The 16,589-nt window shown below is 65.3% G+C and carries 14 protein-coding genes; 9 read left to right on the top strand and 5 right to left on the bottom strand.

What is annotated here, in order from left to right; translation table 11 throughout:
- The first annotated feature begins 102 nt into the window (after nucleotides 1-102).
- A complete protein-coding gene (locus tag AB4Z42_RS11815) occupies nucleotides 103-609 on the top strand; it encodes a hypothetical protein (protein WP_442009576.1) in 507 nt (168 codons plus the stop codon).
- A gap of 2 nt (nucleotides 610-611) precedes the next feature.
- Here the strand turns inward: AB4Z42_RS11815 and AB4Z42_RS11810 are convergent, their stop codons facing one another.
- The gene (locus AB4Z42_RS11810; RefSeq protein ID WP_442009338.1) at nucleotides 612-2,216 is read right to left on the bottom strand and encodes an adenylate/guanylate cyclase domain-containing protein; all 1,605 of its coding nucleotides are present in this window, start codon (nucleotides 2,214-2,216) and stop codon (nucleotides 612-614) included.
- A gap of 46 nt (nucleotides 2,217-2,262) precedes the next feature.
- Between AB4Z42_RS11810 and nucS the strand changes: the two genes are divergently transcribed.
- Together nucS and AB4Z42_RS11800 are read left to right on the top strand one after the other, a co-directional pair.
- Nucleotides 2,263-2,934 carry an endonuclease NucS gene (gene nucS / locus AB4Z42_RS11805; protein ID WP_442009337.1) on the top strand — a complete coding sequence of 224 codons (672 nt, stop codon included), beginning with the start codon at nucleotides 2,263-2,265 and terminating at the stop codon, nucleotides 2,932-2,934.
- 10 nt (nucleotides 2,935-2,944) lie between these two features.
- Nucleotides 2,945-3,238 carry a hypothetical protein gene (locus AB4Z42_RS11800; RefSeq protein ID WP_442009336.1) on the top strand — a complete coding sequence of 98 codons (294 nt, stop codon included), beginning with the start codon at nucleotides 2,945-2,947 and terminating at the stop codon, nucleotides 3,236-3,238.
- 9 nt (nucleotides 3,239-3,247) lie between these two features.
- On the opposite strand, the gene mce is transcribed toward AB4Z42_RS11800, so the two are convergent.
- A complete protein-coding gene (gene mce / locus AB4Z42_RS11795; RefSeq protein ID WP_442009335.1) occupies nucleotides 3,248-3,718 on the bottom strand; it encodes a methylmalonyl-CoA epimerase in 471 nt (156 codons plus the stop codon).
- Nucleotides 3,719-3,799: 81 nt separating this feature from the next.
- Between mce and AB4Z42_RS11790 the strand changes: the two genes are divergently transcribed.
- The 3 genes from AB4Z42_RS11790 to AB4Z42_RS11780 are packed head-to-tail and all read left to right on the top strand — an operon-like array spanning nucleotide 3,800 to nucleotide 6,313.
- A complete protein-coding gene (locus AB4Z42_RS11790; protein ID WP_442009334.1) occupies nucleotides 3,800-4,981 on the top strand; it encodes an acetyl-CoA C-acetyltransferase in 1,182 nt (393 codons plus the stop codon).
- Between the two features lie 44 nt (nucleotides 4,982-5,025).
- A complete protein-coding gene (locus AB4Z42_RS11785) occupies nucleotides 5,026-5,409 on the top strand; it encodes a DUF3817 domain-containing protein (RefSeq protein WP_442009333.1) in 384 nt (127 codons plus the stop codon).
- A gap of 13 nt (nucleotides 5,410-5,422) precedes the next feature.
- Nucleotides 5,423-6,313, top strand: a complete 891-nt coding sequence (locus AB4Z42_RS11780) for a co-chaperone YbbN (RefSeq protein ID WP_442009332.1) — start codon at nucleotides 5,423-5,425, stop codon at nucleotides 6,311-6,313.
- Between the two features lie 14 nt (nucleotides 6,314-6,327).
- On the opposite strand, the gene glgB is transcribed toward AB4Z42_RS11780, so the two are convergent.
- Nucleotides 6,328-8,535: a 1,4-alpha-glucan branching protein GlgB gene (glgB, locus tag AB4Z42_RS11775; RefSeq protein WP_442009331.1), complete on the bottom strand. Its 2,208-nt coding sequence runs from the start codon at nucleotides 8,533-8,535 to the stop codon at nucleotides 6,328-6,330.
- 4 nt (nucleotides 8,536-8,539) lie between these two features.
- A complete protein-coding gene (locus AB4Z42_RS11770) occupies nucleotides 8,540-10,630 on the bottom strand; it encodes an alpha-1,4-glucan--maltose-1-phosphate maltosyltransferase (RefSeq protein WP_442009575.1) in 2,091 nt (696 codons plus the stop codon).
- Nucleotides 10,631-10,794: 164 nt separating this feature from the next.
- On the opposite strand from AB4Z42_RS11770, the gene AB4Z42_RS11765 reads away from it, so the two are divergent.
- The 3 genes from AB4Z42_RS11765 (at nucleotide 10,795) to AB4Z42_RS11755 (ending at nucleotide 15,131) form a co-directional block, all read left to right on the top strand.
- Entirely contained in the window at nucleotides 10,795-13,407 is a 2,613-nt protein-coding gene (locus AB4Z42_RS11765) for a glycosyltransferase family 1 protein (RefSeq protein ID WP_442009330.1), read from the top strand.
- Nucleotides 13,404-14,252 carry a virginiamycin B lyase family protein gene (locus tag AB4Z42_RS11760; protein ID WP_442009329.1) on the top strand — a complete coding sequence of 283 codons (849 nt, stop codon included), beginning with the start codon at nucleotides 13,404-13,406 and terminating at the stop codon, nucleotides 14,250-14,252. Before AB4Z42_RS11765 ends, AB4Z42_RS11760 begins: the two co-directional genes overlap by 4 nt.
- A 120-nt stretch (nucleotides 14,253-14,372) precedes the next feature.
- A complete protein-coding gene (locus tag AB4Z42_RS11755) occupies nucleotides 14,373-15,131 on the top strand; it encodes an MspA family porin (protein WP_442009328.1) in 759 nt (252 codons plus the stop codon).
- 10 nt (nucleotides 15,132-15,141) lie between these two features.
- On the opposite strand, the gene AB4Z42_RS11750 is transcribed toward AB4Z42_RS11755, so the two are convergent.
- The gene (locus AB4Z42_RS11750) at nucleotides 15,142-16,581 is read right to left on the bottom strand and encodes a neutral zinc metallopeptidase (protein ID WP_442009327.1); all 1,440 of its coding nucleotides are present in this window, start codon (nucleotides 16,579-16,581) and stop codon (nucleotides 15,142-15,144) included.
- Nucleotides 16,582-16,589: the final 8 nt, after the last annotated feature.

Here is a 16,589-nt window from a genome sequence, read left to right as displayed (position 1 = left end):
GGTGCATGGAACCGCAAATGTTGTCTCGAGGTCCTAACGATCTCGTCAACTGTCGGCATCGGCTCTCGCGCGACAGGCCAGATCATGCTCTGGTGGATGACGATGTCGAATCGCGGGCTGGCCGCCCTCCGCCTGATCGCCGCCGCGGCGGCGTTCTCAGTGCTGGCCACTATTGGATGGGGACCGGCTTCCGCAGCCCCCACAGCTGACGATCAGGGCTATATAAATTCCACTGCGCGGTGCGACTCGGCCAGCGCGACCGTCTTGTTCGGCAGCACCACTACGTCGCGGGTGGCGATCTGCAAGGTAGACGGCGAGTACGTCTACCGCGGTGTGCGTCTGCGCGACGGTGCCAAATTGGTCGTCCCCGCCACGAAGTCGGGTGACGAATACACCGCCGACAACGACGGAATCACCTACACGGTCACAGACGACTCATTGGTCGTCAGCGCGGGCTCGCGGGTGATCCGCGAAGAAACGATGACAGACATCAACACCGCGCAGACGTCGGAGGTGGGAGAGTCACCGCCGGCCGCCGATGAGACACCAACGCCGACAACCCCATTGCCGCCTCCGCTACCTGCCGAAGTGGGCGGCGAAAGCAGCTGACGCTAGACGGGAAGCGCGAGCTGAGTCGGTTCGTCGTGCCCACGCAGCGTCACCGAATCACCGAGAGTCCAGTGCGCTCGTTCATCTTCGTCTGCGTTCGACACCGCCGCCGACGACGCAAGTAGATGACCGGGCGCGTCTTTTGCCAGTTCACAGAGCCGGGCGGCCTCGTTGACGGGCTCGCCGATCACGGTGTACTCGAAGCGTTCGTTGGCGCCGACGTTGCCGGCGACCGCCTCACCCGCTGCGACACCGATGCCGGCGTCGCATTCGGGCGCCTCATCGCGGATGCGCCGGGCGATCGCCCTACCTGCAGCCAACGCCTCGCCCTCCGGATTGTCGAGATGATTGGGCGCGCCGAACACGGCAAGTGCGGCGTCGCCTTCGAACTTGTTGACGAAGCCGTGGTGGCGGTCGACCTCATCGACGATGACCGCGAAGAATCGGTTCAACAGCTCGACGACCTCGGTTGCCGGCCTGCCGGTCACCAATTGTGTGGACCCGATGATGTCGACGAAAATCACCGCGACGTGGCGCTCCTCGCCGCCCAGCTTCGGCCGCTGCTTCTCTGCCGCCGCAGCGACCTCACGGCCGACGTGGCGACCGAACAGATCCCGAACGCGCTCTCGCTCACGTAATCCCGCAACCATCGAGTTGAAGCCCCGCTGTAGCTGGCCGAGTTCGGTGCCATCGAAGACCACCAGGCTGGTGTCGAGGTCGCCCTGCTCCACGCGGTTGAGGGCGGAGCGCACTCCCCGTACCGGCGTGACGGTGAGCCACGACAGGATCCACATCAGGATGAACCCGAAGACCAACGCGAACAACGCGAGAATCATGACGGCCACGGTGAACTGCGTCGGCGTCACGTTCTGCTGTATCAACGTGATGGCCGCGGCGAGAAAGATGCCAAGGACCGGCACGCCTGAGCCCAGGGCCCAGACCAGCATCGTGCGGCCCATGAGGCCTTCGGCGAAGCGGCGCGGAGGTTTGCCCGCCTCGAGCGCCTGTGCTGCCACCGGCCGTAACGCGAACTCGGTGAACAGGAAGCAGCTGGCCGAGACGACGATGCCGGGAAAGCTGATGCCCAACAACCACTTCGGGATGAAGTCGGTGTTGACCTGTGCGTACAACGTAGTGAGCACGATGGTGCCGATGCCCCAGAGGGCCAGCAGCACACGGGTCAACCGCCACGGCGCGTAGAACGTATTGCGCTGGTCCTCGCGCGTCGGCGGACGTTCCTCGATGGCCCAGCGCACGTTGTTCATGACACGTTGGGTCGCCCAGAACACCCCGACGATCAACGCGGTCGCGACGTAGATCGGGACTGCGATGAAGGTGATCCAGCGGGCCTCGGGGTCGAACACGTTCGGCGTCGGGAATGCCACGATGACGACGAGCGTGGCCACCCCGATCCCGATCAGGTTCGCGACGACGACGAATACGGTGAGAATGATCTGGATGCGCACGCGTCGTCGGCGCTGGCTTTCGGACACCCGGCCCAGTACCCACGAGCCGTATTCAGGCGTGGCGGGTACGCGGCTGCTCTGGCTTGTGACCCGCTCGAGCACGCGACCGAGTCGCTGTGCCAGGGACTTGTTGGCCGTCATCGTGCCCTCAGCGTAAATTGCCGGGCCGCCCCCTAAGGTGGTTCGGGTGCGTCTCGTGATCGCCCAATGCACCGTCGACTACGTCGGGCGCCTGACCGCTCATCTGCCGTCGGCCCGCCGCCTGTTGCTCATCAAGGCCGACGGGTCGGTCAGCGTCCACGCCGACGACCGCGCCTACAAGCCGCTGAACTGGATGAGCCCGCCCTGCTGGCTGACCGAGGAGCCCGACGGGCCCGCACCGGTGTGGGTGGTGGAAAACAAGGCGGGGGAGCAGTTGCGCATCACGCTGGAGGACGTCGAGCACGACTCCAGCCACGAACTCGGAGTCGATCCGGGATTGGTGAAGGACGGTGTCGAGGCGCATCTGCAGGAGCTGCTGGCCGAACACGTCGAGCTGCTCGGCGCGGGCTACTCGCTGGTGCGCCGCGAATACATGACCGCGATAGGGCCGGTCGACCTGATGTGTCGCGACGAAAACGGCCGCTCGGTCGCCGTCGAGATCAAACGGCGAGGCGAGATCGACGGAGTCGAACAACTCACCCGCTACCTCGAACTCCTCAATCGCGACACCGTTCTCGCGCCTGTCGCGGGAGTGTTCGCCGCCCAGCAGATCAAACCTCAGGCCCGGACGCTGGCGACCGATCGCGGGATTCGTTGCGTGACATTGGACTACGACCAGATGCGCGGTATGGACAGCGACGAGTTCCGGCTCTTCTGAGCGTCACGACATGCCCCGGCGCCGTACACCGTCGCGCAAGCAGCGCGCTGCGCCGCTGCCCCCGTCCAGGCGCATCGAAATCGGTCAAGACGGCTATGAGTACGAGGTGCGCCCGATAGCGGCCGCGCGTGCGGCCAAGACCTACCGCTGCCCCGGGTGTGATCACGAAATCCGTCCCGGCACCGCGCATCTAGTCGTCTGGCCGGCTGACGGCGGCGAAGAGGCCGCCTCCGAAAGACGGCATTGGCACACACCCTGCTGGACTCACCGGGCTAACCGGGGTCCGACCCGCAGATGGTCCTGACGCGCGGCGTCAGTGATCTGCGGCGGGCTCGACGAGTTCGATGAGAACGCCGCCGCCATCCTTGGGATGGATGAAGTTGATCCGCGAGTTTGCGGTGCCGCGGCGGGGTGCGTCGTAGATGAGCCGAACGCCGTCGGCGCGCAGGCGCTCGGTGAGCGCATCGAGGTCGCTGACCCGATAGGCGATCTGCTGAAGCCCGGGGCCGCGCTTGTCGAGGAATTTGGCGATGGTCGAGGTGTCGTCGAGCGGCGCCATCAACTGGATCTGGGCGCTGCCGACCGGCGCGCCGCGCACGGAGAGCATGGCTTCGCGGATGCCTTGATCGTCGTTGACTTCCTCGTGCAGAACGATCATCCCGAGGTTGTCGTGGTACCACTTGATGGCGTTATCGAGATCGGGAACCGCGATGCCGACGTGGTCGATTGCTGTCACCAACGCACTTGCGAGGATCGGACGGGCATCAACCTGCTCGGCAGTCATGACCCAACGGTAACGTTTACTAGAACGGTTGCATATGCGTAATCGGTCACATTGGCCGTCAGGATTCCCCGGAGGTAAGTAATGACGACATCGGTAATTGTTGCTGGAGCCCGCACACCAGTCGGCAAACTCATGGGGTCGCTCAAAGACTTCTCCGGTAGCGACCTGGGGGGCGTTGCCATCGCAGGCGCACTGGAAAAAGCCAAGGTCCCGGCCTCGGCCGTCGAATACGTCATCATGGGCCAGGTCCTCACCGCCGGAGCCGGGCAAATGCCCGCAAGGCAGGCGGCGGTCGCCGCCGGCATCGGCTGGGATGTCCCGTCGCTGACCATCAACAAGATGTGCCTGTCCGGTATCGACGCCATCGCGCTGGCCGATCAGTTGATTCGCGCAGGGGAGTTCGACGTCGTGGTCGCAGGTGGCCAGGAGTCGATGACCAAGGCGCCGCACCTGCTGATGGACAGCCGCGCCGGATACAAGTACGGCGACGTCACCGTTCTCGATCACATGGCGTACGACGGTCTCCACGACGTCTTCACCGATCAGCCGATGGGCGCACTGACCGAGCAGCGCAACGACGCTGACCAGTTCACCCGGGCCGAGCAGGACGAATTCGCGGCGCGTTCGCACCAAAAGGCCGCTGCGGCATGGAAAGACGGCGTCTTCACCGACGAGGTCGTGCCGGTGAAGATCCCGCAGCGCAAAGGCGATCCGATCGAGTTCACCGAAGACGAGGGCATCCGCGCCAACACCACCGCCGAGTCGTTGGCCGGCCTCAAGCCGGCTTTCCGCAAGGACGGCACCATCACAGCCGGATCGGCGTCGCAGATCTCCGACGGCGCGGCCGCAGTTGTGGTGATGAACAAGGAGAAGGCCCAGGAGATGGGGCTGACCTGGCTGTGCGAGATCGGCGCCCACGGTGTGGTTGCGGGCCCGGATTCCACCCTGCAGTCCCAGCCGGCCAATGCGATCAAGAAAGCGATTGCCCGCGAAGGTATCTCGGTCGATCAGCTAGATGTCATCGAGATCAACGAGGCGTTCTCCGCGGTCGGGCTCGCGTCGATGAAGGAGTTGGGCGTCGACCCGGAGAAGGTCAACGTCAACGGCGGTGCGATCGCCATCGGCCATCCGATCGGTATGTCGGGCGCCCGGATCACCCTGCATGCCGCCCTTGAGCTGGCACGGCGCGGTTCCGAATATGCCGTCGCGGCGCTCTGCGGAGCCGGCGGCCAAGGCGACGCGCTGGTGCTGCGAGCGGGCTAGCGGTCTACGACGGCGCGTAGTAACTCGTGCCGTTTTCGGGCACAATGGCGGCCATGACAGGCGCGTTTGATTTTCGTTCCGTTGCTGGATGGTTTCGACTGGTGGCTCTTCTCGAGGCCGTCAGCTGGGTCGGCCTGCTGGTCGGGATGTATTTCAAGTACCTGGCCAGCGCGCCAACCGAGATCGGCGTGAAGGTGTTCGGCATGGCCCACGGCCTGGTCTTCGTCGCCTTTGTGGTGGTCGCCGCGTTGACCGGATTCGCATTCAAATGGACGATCGGAACGTGGTTGCTGGCGCTGATCGGGAGCATCGTGCCGCTGGGCAGTGTGATCTTCCTCATATGGGCAGATCGGACGGGCAAAATGGGCGTTGCGGCGCCGGTCGCGGCGATCATCCAACCGGGGCAGCCGGTACCCGAAACGACGTGACAAACTTGTGGGCGTGACTCGTCCACGTCCCGTCGCGGCGTCCATGGCTGGTGCGATCGACCTTTCGGCCCTCAAACAGCCGGCTGCTGCCGCCGCTGGCGGCGCGTCCGCCCCAACTGGTGGTGTTGAGGTCACCGAGGCCAATCTGGAAGCCGAGGTTCTGGTCCGCTCCAGTCAGGTTCCTGTCGTCGTCCTGCTGTGGTCACCGCGCAGCGACGCAAGTATTCAACTGGGCGACGCGCTGGCGGGTCTTGCGGCCGCCGACGGCGGCAAGTGGTCGCTGGCGACGGTCAACGTCGACACCGTCCCGAGGGTGGCGCAGATGTTCGGCGTGCAAGCCATCCCGACTGTGGTCGCCCTGGGCGCTGGCCAACCGCTCTCGAGTTTTCAGGGGCCCCAGCCGCCCGAGCAGTTGCGCGGCTGGATCGACTCGCTGCTCGAAGCGACCGCGGGAAAGCTCAGCGGCGGCGACGGAGCCGAGGATCCCGAACAGGTGGATCCCGCACTGGCCCAGGCACGCGCACATCTTGACGACGGCGACTTCGACGCCGCGCGCGAGGCGTATCAGGCGATTCTGGATGCCAAGCCGAATGATCCCGAGGCCAAGGGCGCCGTGCGTCAGATCGCGTTCTTGCAGCGCGCATCGGCGCACAACCCCGATGCGGTGGCGGTGGCAGATGCCGCACCGGACGATATCGACGCGGGGCTCGCCGCGGCCGATGTGGAGATCCTGCAGCAGAACATCGCATCGGCGTTCGACCGACTGATCGCACTGTTCAAGCGAACCGCCGACGACGGCCGCACGAGAGTACGAACCCGGCTGATCGAGTTGTTCGACCTCTTCGACCCGGCCGACCCCGAGGTGATCGCCGGCCGGCGCAAGCTGGCCAACGCGCTGTACTAGTCGACCGCGAGGAGCTAGTCCGCGGGTTCGAACCAGAGCGCGGCAAGCGGGGGCAGCACCATGACCGCCGACGCCGGACGACCGTGCCACGGTTCGTCGGTCGCCTCGACCGCACCGTAGTTGCCGATGCCCGCACCGTTGTAGATGTCGGCGTCGGAGTTGAGAACTTCCCGCCAGGTGCCCGCATGCGGTAGGCCGAGCCGATACCGAGTGTGTTCGGTGCCGGAGAAGTTGAACACGCACGCCAACTTCGAACCGTCATCGCCGAACCGCATGAAACTCAGCACGTTGTTGGCCGAGTCGTTGGCGTCGATCCACGAGTAACCTTCCGGCTTCGTGTCCTGAGACCACAGCGCGCGCCTGCTGCGGTAGATGCCGTTCATATCGTGCACGAAGCGCTGCACGCCGGTGGAGAAGCCGTTCTCGTCGAGTTGATACCAGTCGACGCCGCGCTCCTCCGACCACTCGGCCCGCTGACCGATCTCCTGGCCCATGAACAACAGTTGCTTGCCCGGATGAGCCCACTGATAGGCCAGCAGGCCACGCAGGCCCGCTGCCTTGACGTGGTCGCTGCCCGGCATGCGGCCCCACAGCGTGCCCTTGCCGTGCACCACCTCGTCGTGGCTGATGGGCAACACGAAGTTCTCGCTGAAGGCGTACAGCATCGAGAACGTGATCTCGTGATGGTGGAAGCTTCGGTGGATGGGGTCGCGCTTGATGAACTCCAATGTGTCGTTCATCCAGCCCATATTCCACTTCATCGAGAAGCCAAGGCCACCAAGGTTTGTCGGCCGGGTGACGCCGGGCCATGACGTGGACTCCTCGGCGACGGTGACGACTCCGGGCGCCAGCTTGTGCACCGTGGCGTTCATCTCCTGCAGGAACTGCACGGCTTCGAGGTTCTCGCGTCCGCCGTAGATGTTCGGTGTCCAGCCGTCGGCCGGCCGCGAATAGTCCAGGTAGAGCATCGATGCGACGGCATCCACCCGCAGGCCGTCGATGTGATACTCCTGCAGCCAGTACAGCGCATTGGCCACCAGGAAGTTGCGGACCTCGGCGCGGCCGAAGTCGAACACGTACGTGCCCCAGTCGAGTTGTTCGCCGCGCGTGGGGTCGGAGTGCTCATACAGCGCGGTGCCGTCGAAGCGGCCCAATGCCCACGCATCCTTCGGGAAGTGCGCGGGGACCCAGTCCATGATCACGCCGATACCGGCCTGATGCAGGGCGTCCACCACGTGACGGAATTCGTCGGGTGTCCCCAATCGGGACGTCGGCGCGTAGTACGACGTCACCTGGTAGCCCCACGAACCGCCGAACGGGTGCTCGGCGACCGGCATCAATTCGACGTGGGTGAAGCCGTTGGTCACCACGTAATCGGTGAGCTCGGTTGCCAATTCGCGATAGCTCAGACCCGGTCGCCACGACATCAGATGCACCTCGTAGGTGCTCATCGGCTCGAAGACGGGGTTTTGCTTCGCCCGCTGGGTCATCCAGTCCTGATCCGCCCAGGTGTATTCGCTCTTGGTGACCTTCGACGCCGTCTGCGGCGGCACCTCGGTCGCGAACGCCATCGGGTCGGCGCGGTCGGCCACCGAGCCGTCAGCACCGTGCACCCGGAACTTGTAGAGCTCGCCGATCTCGAAACCGGGCCAGAACAGCTCCCACACGCCCGTCGAGCCGAGCACTCGCAGCTGGGCCTCGTTGCCATCCCAGTGGTTGAACTCACCGATCAGGCTGACGCCCTTGGCATTCGGTGCCCACACCGCGAAAGAAACTCCCTCAACCACACCGTCGGGCGTGGTGAAACTCCGGGGGTGCGCGCCGAGGATCTCCCAGAGCCGCTCGTGGCGGCCCTCGGCGAAGAGGTGTAGGTCTATCTCGCCGAGCGTCGGCAGGAACCGGTAGGCGTCGGCGATGGTGTGCACGTCGTGTGCGTCGTCCGCGTTGTAGCCGACCTCGAGGCGGTAGTCCACCAGGTTGGTCATCGGCAACGCCACGGCGAACAGGCCGCCTTCGATGTGCTGGAACGGGTATCGCTCGCCGCCCACGATGGCCACCACCTCGACAGCGTGGGGCCGATAGGCGCGGATGACCGTGTGGTCGTCGTACTCGTGTGCGCCCAGAACTGAATGTGGATCGTGATGTTCGCCCGCAAGCAGGCGGTTCAGGTCGGCCGTGTGTGGCCGCAGATTCGGGCTGATGCGTTCATTGGTCTGCGTCATCTCGTCACTCCCTACGCAGTAGGTTGAGTCGTTGGTCGGTCGGCACCTGGGGCATGTTCAACACGTGTGCCACGGCGTTGGCCGGGTCGAGGCGAACGTAATTCGCTTGGCCCCATTGATATTCGTTTCCGGTGATCTCGTCACGCACCCAGAAGCGGTCGTAGGGTTCCATCCCCAGTGCGCCCATATCAAGCCAGAGCGTCGCCTCTTCCGGGCCGAACGGGTTGAGCGTCACCACCACCAGCACCTGGTCACCCGTCACCGGGTCGAACTTGCTGTACGCCAACAATGCGTCGTTGTCGACGTGGTGGAATTTGATGGTGCGCAGCTGATGCAGCGCCGGGTGTACGCGGCGGATCTCGTTGAGCCGGGTCAGGAATGGCTCGAGTGATTCGCCGTCCGCCAAGGCCGCTTCGAAGTCGCGCGGCCGCAGCTCGTACTTCTCGGAATTGAGATACTCCTCACTGCCCTCGCGCACGGGCCGGTGCTCGAAAAGCTCGTAGCCCGAATACACGCCCCACGTCGAGCTCATCGTCGCAGCGAGCGCCGCCCGGATGGCGAACATCCCCGGGCCGCCGTGCTGCAGGCTCTCGTGCAGGATGTCGGGCGTATTCACGAACAGATTGGGGCGCGCGTAGTCGGCGTGCTCTGCGATCTGCTCGCCGAACTCGATGAGCTCCCACTTGGCCGTGCGCCATGTGAAATACGTGTAGGACTGCGTGAATCCGAGTTTGGCCAGACCGTAGAGACGTGCCGGTCGGGTGAACGCCTCCGCGAGGAACAGCACGTCGGGATCGTCGTTCTTGACCTTGCCGATCAGCCACGCCCAGAAATCAGGCGGCTTGGTGTGCGGATTGTCCACCCGAAAAACCTTGACGCCGTGGGAGACCCAGAACCGGACCACCCGTAGCACCTCTTCGTACAACCCTGCGGGGTCGTTGTCGAAGTTGATGGGATAGATGTCCTGGTACTTCTTCGGCGGATTCTCGGCGTAGGCGATGGTGCCGTCGGGCAGCACCGTGAACCACTCCGGATGGGCCTGGGCCCACGGATGGTCGGGGGCGCACTGAAGGGCCAGGTCCAGTGCCACTTCCATGCCGTGATCGCGGGTCGCGGCGATGAACTCGTCGAAGTCCTCGATGGTGCCCAGTTTTGGATGGATCGCGTCGTGGCCGCCCTTTTCGCTGCCGATCGCCCACGGTGAGCCGACATCGCCGGGCGCGGCGGTCACCGAGTTGTTGGGGCCCTTGCGATGGACCTTGCCGATCGGGTGAATGGGCGGGAGATAGACGACGTCGAAGCCCATGGCGGCGACACGGGGGAGCGCCTTGGTGGCGGTTGCGAACGTTCCGTGGACCGGCTTGCCCTTCTTGTCCCAGCCGCCGGTCGACCGCGGAAACAGCTCGTACCAGCCGCCGAACCGGGCCAGTGGTCGATCCACCCATACGCCGTATTGCTCTCCGCGGGTTACCAATTCGCGCAACGGATACTCGGCGAGCAGCTCCGTGACTTCTGCCGACAGCGCTGCACCCGCACGAGTGAACGGGTCGCCGGGCTTGCGCAAAAGCTCCGCCGCTTCGATGACCGGGTCACGCAGCTTGCGCGGTATTCCCGTCGAAGCTCGGTCGAGCAAACGCGCCCCGATCAGGAGATCGTTGGCGAGCTCGACTTCGCCCTGCCCGGCGTCGAGCTTGGCGGTGACGGCCTTACGCCACGACGCGATCGGATCGCCCCACCCGTCCACTCGGTACGTCCACAGTCCGACGCTGTCGGGGGTGAATTGACCGTGAAAGACATCGGGCGTTTTTCCCGTGGCCATCGGCAGGTGGTGGCGCGTGATGCGGGCTCGGGGGCTGACGACGGTGTCGATGGGCACCGCCTCCGACGCCGCAGCAGGCAGGCCCGCGGGTCCGTTGACGAGCTGTGGATAGGCAGAGCCGTGGTAGCGGACGACGAGCGTGGCCGAAACCGCGTCGTGGCCCTCGCGCCATACCGTCGCCCGGACCGGCACGATCTCGCCGACGACCGCTTTGGCCGGGTAACGTCCGCCGGACACGACGGGGGCGACGTCATCGATCCCGATCCGACCGACCACTTCCCACCACTCCTTCACATTGTGTCGTTTCAGCTCAGTTGTTCGGCTTGTGCGCGCCTCTTCGCGCCTTATACCCACCGTAGTGCGCTGCCCAATCAAGTGGAGGTGAAGCAGTACGGGGACCGGCACTGCAGCCCGGCGAAATGTCAGTAAGGTTGAGTCGCGTGAAAGCGTTGCGAAGGTTCACCGTCCGCGCCCATCTTCCCGATCGCATGGCTGCGCTGGACAGGTTGTCGATCAACCTGCGGTGGTCGTGGGATAAACCGACCCAGGATCTGTTCGCGACGATCGACTCGGAGCTCTGGAAGCAGGTCGGACACGACCCGGTGGCGTTGCTGGGGCAGGTGAGCCCCAAACGTCTCGACGAACTCGCGGTGGATGAATCATTTCTCCACAGGCTCGACGAACTGGCTGCCGAACTGGACGATTACCTGGCTCGGCCGCTCTGGTACCAGCAACAGCTCGAACATGGGGCCGAACTGCCGAACGGTATCGCGTACTTCTCGATGGAATTCGGCGTCGCCGAGGTGTTGCCCAACTACTCAGGTGGTCTTGGCATTCTCGCCGGCGACCATTTGAAGTCCGCGTCAGACCTCGGACTGCCGCTGATCGCGGTGGGCCTGCTGTACCGCTCCGGCTACTTTCGGCAGTCGTTGACCGCCGACGGATGGCAGCACGAAAGCTATCCGTCGCTGGATCCGCAGGGACTCCCGCTGCGGCTGCTCACCGACGCCAAGGACGAGCCGGTTTTGGTCAACCTCGCGATGCCCGAGGACAACGAGCTGCGCGCCCGCGTCTGGATCGCCCAGGTCGGCCGAATTCCGTTGCTGCTGTTAGATTCCGACATTCCGGAGAACGATCACGACCTGCGTGGCGTGACCGACCGGCTCTACGGTGGCGACCAGGAACACCGGATCAAGCAGGAGATGCTTGCGGGTATCGGTGGTGTGCGCGCGATCCGTGCCTACACCGAAATCGAGAACCTGGCTTCCCCCGAGGTGTTCCACATGAACGAGGGGCACGCCGGTTTCCTGGGTGTTGAGCGCATCCGAGAACTGATCGACGCCGGCCTGGATTTCGACACCGCGCTGACGGTGGTGCGCTCATCGACGGTGTTCACCACGCACACCCCCGTTCCCGCGGGAATCGACCGGTTTCCGGTGGAGATGGTCAAGCGGTATTTCGGCAGCCCGCCGGGAGCACCCGCCGGGGCCGATTCGCGGCTGCTGCCCGGTGTCTCACTGGACCGCATCATCTGGTTCGGCGCCGAGGACGACCCGTCGAAGTTCAACATGGCGCATATGGGCCTGCGGCTCGCCCAGCGCGCCAACGGCGTCTCACTGCTGCACGGCAAGGTCAGCCGCGGCATGTTCAACGAGTTGTGGCCGGGCTTCGACTCGGGTGAGGTACCGATCGGCTCGATCACCAACGGCGTGCACGGGCCCACCTGGGCGGCACCCGAATGGATGGAGCTGGGCCGCGAACTGATCGGCGGTGAAGACCTCGGCGAACTGAGGGAGCCCGCGGTGTGGGAACGGCTACATCAGGTCGATCCCGGGCACATGTGGTGGATCCGTTCGCAGCTGCGCAAGAAGCTCGTCGACGACGTCCGAGCACGGTTACGACGATCCTGGCTCGAGCGCGGCGCGTCGGAGGCCGAATTGGGCTGGGTTGCAACGGCGTTCGATCCCGATGTGTTGACCATGGGGTTCGCGAGGCGAGTTCCGACCTACAAACGGTTGACCCTGATGCTGCGTGATCCGGACCGGCTGGAGAAGCTGCTGCTCGATGCGGATCGACCGATCCAGTTGATCGTTGCGGGCAAGTCCCACCCCGCTGACGACGGCGGAAAGGCGCTGATCCAGCAGGTGGTGAAGTTCGCCGATCGTCCCGAGGTGCGGCATCGCATCGCGTTCCTGCCCGACTACGACATGTCGATGGCGCGCCTGCTGTATTGGGGCTGCGACGTGTGGCTGAACAACCCGCTGAGACCACTGGAGGCGTGCGGCACGTCGGGCATGAAGAGTGCGCTCAACGGCGGCCTGAACCTGTCGATCCGCGACGGTTGGTGGGACGAGTGGTACGACGGCGAGAACGGTTGGGAGATACCGACCGCCGACGGTCTGGCCGACGAGGGGCGGCGCGACGATCTCGAAGCCGCCGCGCTGTACCGCCTGATGGAGAAGTCGGTGGCCCCGAAGTTCTACGACCGCAACGAGCACGGCGTCCCGATGCGGTGGGTGGAGATGGTTCGTCACACGCTGATTGCGCTCGGGCCGAAGGTGCTGGCTTCACGGATGGTGCGCGACTACACCGAGCAGTACTACGCACCTGCCGCCCAATCGCTGCGCAGGACCGTCGAACCGGGCGCCGACGGGGAACCGTTCGGAGCCGCCCGCGAGCTGGCGGCCTACCGCGAGCGCGTGGCCGATGAATGGCCGAAGATCCAGATCACCGATGTCGACAGCTATGGACTTCCGGATACGCCGGTGCTGGGCTCCGAACTGACACTGACCGCGACGGTGCACTTGGCCGACTTGAAGCCCGAAGAGGTCTCGGTGCAGGCGGTGCTGGGACGTGTCGACGCCGGGGACGTGTTGGTGGAACCCGTGACCGTGCCGATGCAGCACACGGGCACGGCCGACGGTGGCAACGACATCTTCACGACGACAGCGCCGCTGCCGGTTGCGGGGCCGGTGGGATACACGGTGCGGGTGTTACCTCATCATCCGTTGCTGGCAGGAGACAACGAACTCGGCCTCGTCACGCTCGCGTGACAGCAGCACTCAAGGTCTCCCTCGACGGCGGTCCGTACGCACTGGCCAAAGGCCCGGACGGGGCGATGTGGGTGACGCTCGTGCACGGTGGCGCGATCGCGCGGGTGACGGCGGGCGGCGATTCCGAAGTGTTTCCCGTCGCGCCGGACTGCCGTCCGTCGATCATCACCGCGGGTCCCGACGGTGCGTTGTGGTTCACCCGAAACGGCGATGACCGCATCGGGCGGATCAGCACAGCGGGGGAGCTCAGCGCCTTCGAGGTCGGCGAGGGAAGCGCGCCGTACGGCATCACGGTCGGGGCGGACGGTGCGCTGTGGTTCACCGCGATGACGACGGGCGCCGTCGGCAGAATCGCCGTCGACGGGGAGCTGTCCGACCTGCATGCCGTCGGCGGCGTGCCCTCGATGATCGTCAGCGGGCCCGACAACGCGCTGTGGTTCACCCTCAACCAGCGCAGTGCGATCGGCCGTCTGACGGTGTCAGGCGACCTCACTGTGCGCGAATTACCTACTGCCGCAGCCGGTCCGGTCGGCATCTCCGCGACGCACGACGACGCGATCTGGTTCACCGAGATCCTCGCCGAGAAGTTGGGCCGTATTCCGATGGACGAGGCGATCCAGGAGATCGACCTGCCCGGCAAACCGCACGCCGTCGTCGCCGATCCGGACGACGGTGTGTGGGTGAGCCTGTGGGGGTCGAATCAGCTCGCGCGGGTGAGCGGCGATGGTGAGATCGTCACCATCGACCTGCCGCCGGGCAGTGAACCGCACGGCCTGGCGATCGGCCCGGATGGCGAGCTCTGGGTCGCGTTGGAATCCGGCTTTGTGTTGCGCATGCCTTCCTAGACGCTGCTTTGGGAAGCCGATCAAACGATCTCGCCGACACCTGCCCGGTGCATACAGCGATCGAGGTAGGTTCCGGGGTCAGGGCGTCAATTCCCGTGACGTCTGGGGAAGGGCTCGGCTGTGACGTTTGGGGATGTGCTGCGGCGCGGCGCTACGGTATTGGCCATCGGCGGATTGCTGAGTGGTGCGTTGGCCGGAACTGCCTCCGCCCAGCCCCAGCCCGATCCTGTCGCCTTCGATGCGCCCGCACCCGCGGCCGCCCCCTTGTCGCCCGGGGGTGCACCGCCGGTTGACGACGGCCGCGTCGAGTCGTCACCCCCTGCGGTGACGAACACACCCGATGATTGGCAGCTCACGCTGTCGGCGAAGGACGAGACGCAGGGCCCGATTCCGCCGCTCACCACCGCGCTGTCGTCGCGCGAATACGTCGTCGGCGGAACGTACATGGGCTCGCTGACAGGACCGGACGACGGCGAGGAACCCGGTGGCACCCTCGAGGTCGGCTACGAGATCGGCTGCGGTATCGACATGAGCACGTCCAACGGTGTCTCGCTGACCGGCACGATGGGCCTCAACCCGTCCATCGGGCTGATCGGCATCGACGTCATCTCACCAGGGATCGACGGCATCCTGCCCTCCCTCGGCGGAAACATGGGCGCCGGCATCACGGTCGGACTCAAGCCCGGCCTCGTCAACGTGGTCCCGGTGACGAAGAAGGAGTACTCCGGCACCGACCCGTGGGTGATGGTCAGCGGCTTCCGCGTCAAGATCGACGGCTGCGTGGGCGAGTCGTTCATCCGCTCGTACGCGTTCCTGACCAGGTCGACCAGCCAATCCGAAGCCGTCCTGGCGTGGTACGGCGTGACCAAAAAGATCTAGAAGATCGAGGTCAGTCGAAACGCTTGAAGCAGCGGTCCTGGTCGCCGAGCACGCCGACGCGGAACGCGTCGATCCGTGAGAATCCCGACGGCACCGACTCACCGTTGACGTCGCTGGCGACCAGCCCGTTGGTGAGGATCCCCGACACCGCCTCGTCGACGTCCCCCGCGGTCAGCACGATGGTGTTCCCGTCGGGCGTGGAGCTGTCCTTCGAGAGCTTCGTGGTGGCGACACCGGTCAAACACGCGGTGCGCAGTGCGGCCTCGGCGTTGTCGAGCGCCACGCCGCCGTGCTCGTTCTGAATGGCCTGCATGTACCGCGATACGAATACCGAGTACGCGGTGTTGTCGCCGGTCGCCAGGCCGACGGCGTCGTCGGTCTGCGACTGGGTGCCCATCGCTTCGAGTTCGGGGAGATCGACGGCGATCGTGTTGGATGCCGGGCAGAACGACACCGGCGGACTTGGGCGCGCGTCGGGACAGTCGACGGGATCGAAGCTCAACTCCGGCGGGTTCTTCGGGCTGAACAACGTGCCCATGACTTCGTAGATGTCCTCTACCGACTTCTTGGTGACCGCCAGTTCACCCGTGCGATCCTCGGGGAGCAGTACAGGCAGGTCGCCGCGGCGCTGGCCGATCTCTCTCATATCGATCGACTTGCAGGCCTGCACGCCGTCGGTGAACCCGAACTGGAATGCCGACACCCGCTCGAACGCCGAACCGTGTTCGTCCACGCCGACTTCGGGGTCATCCTCGTTCAGCACGGGATCGCGGAAACCGATGACGGCCGCAAGCACACTGTTCAGCCCTTCACCGGTCGACAGCGTGAAGCGTGGCGAATTGTCTTCGGCCACCCAGCGCATATAGGCGCCGGCTAGGCAGTCGGCCTGCTGTTCGGCCACCAGGGTCGGAACGTCGTCGTTTGCCATCCCGGACTGGTACTGGATGGCGTGCCCGTACTCGTGCGCGAGCACCATCGTCACACCCATGTCGCCGTGCGCCTCGTGCAGCGCGGGCATCAGTTCGCCGCGGTCCCATCCGATGGTGTGATCGTCGAGGCAGTAGCCCGCGTTCACGATTCCGTAGGTGCTGTCCCCGCAGAACTCCGTGTCCTCGAAGCCGTTCGCGTCCCAGGAGATCAGGCTGTCGACGGTCTGGAACTCGCCGTCGAACGACTCGCTGTAGGTGCTTGCCCAGAACTGTTCGATGTCGCTGATCGCCTGGCGACCGAGTTCGTCCATATCGCCGTCATCGGTACCGAGCACGACCCGCGACGGGCGGTCGGGCACGGGGCGCAGACCGCTGGCCCCGTCGGTGGCGGGCATGCCCGCGACTCTGAAGGGGTCGTCGAACACCGACACCGCATTGCCCTGCAGCGTCGTGCTGCACGACGTGACGAGCAGCGCCGCGGCCGTCGCGATCACGGCGCCCACCAGGAGTCGTGGGGGCATTGAGGCCG

The sequence above is a fragment of the Mycobacterium sp. 2YAF39 genome (assembly GCF_052114565.1).
Taxonomy (GTDB): Bacteria; Actinomycetota; Actinomycetes; order Mycobacteriales; family Mycobacteriaceae; genus Mycobacterium.
Note: the sequence above shows the minus strand (reverse complement) of the source record. Positions and strands in the feature narration are given on the sequence as shown.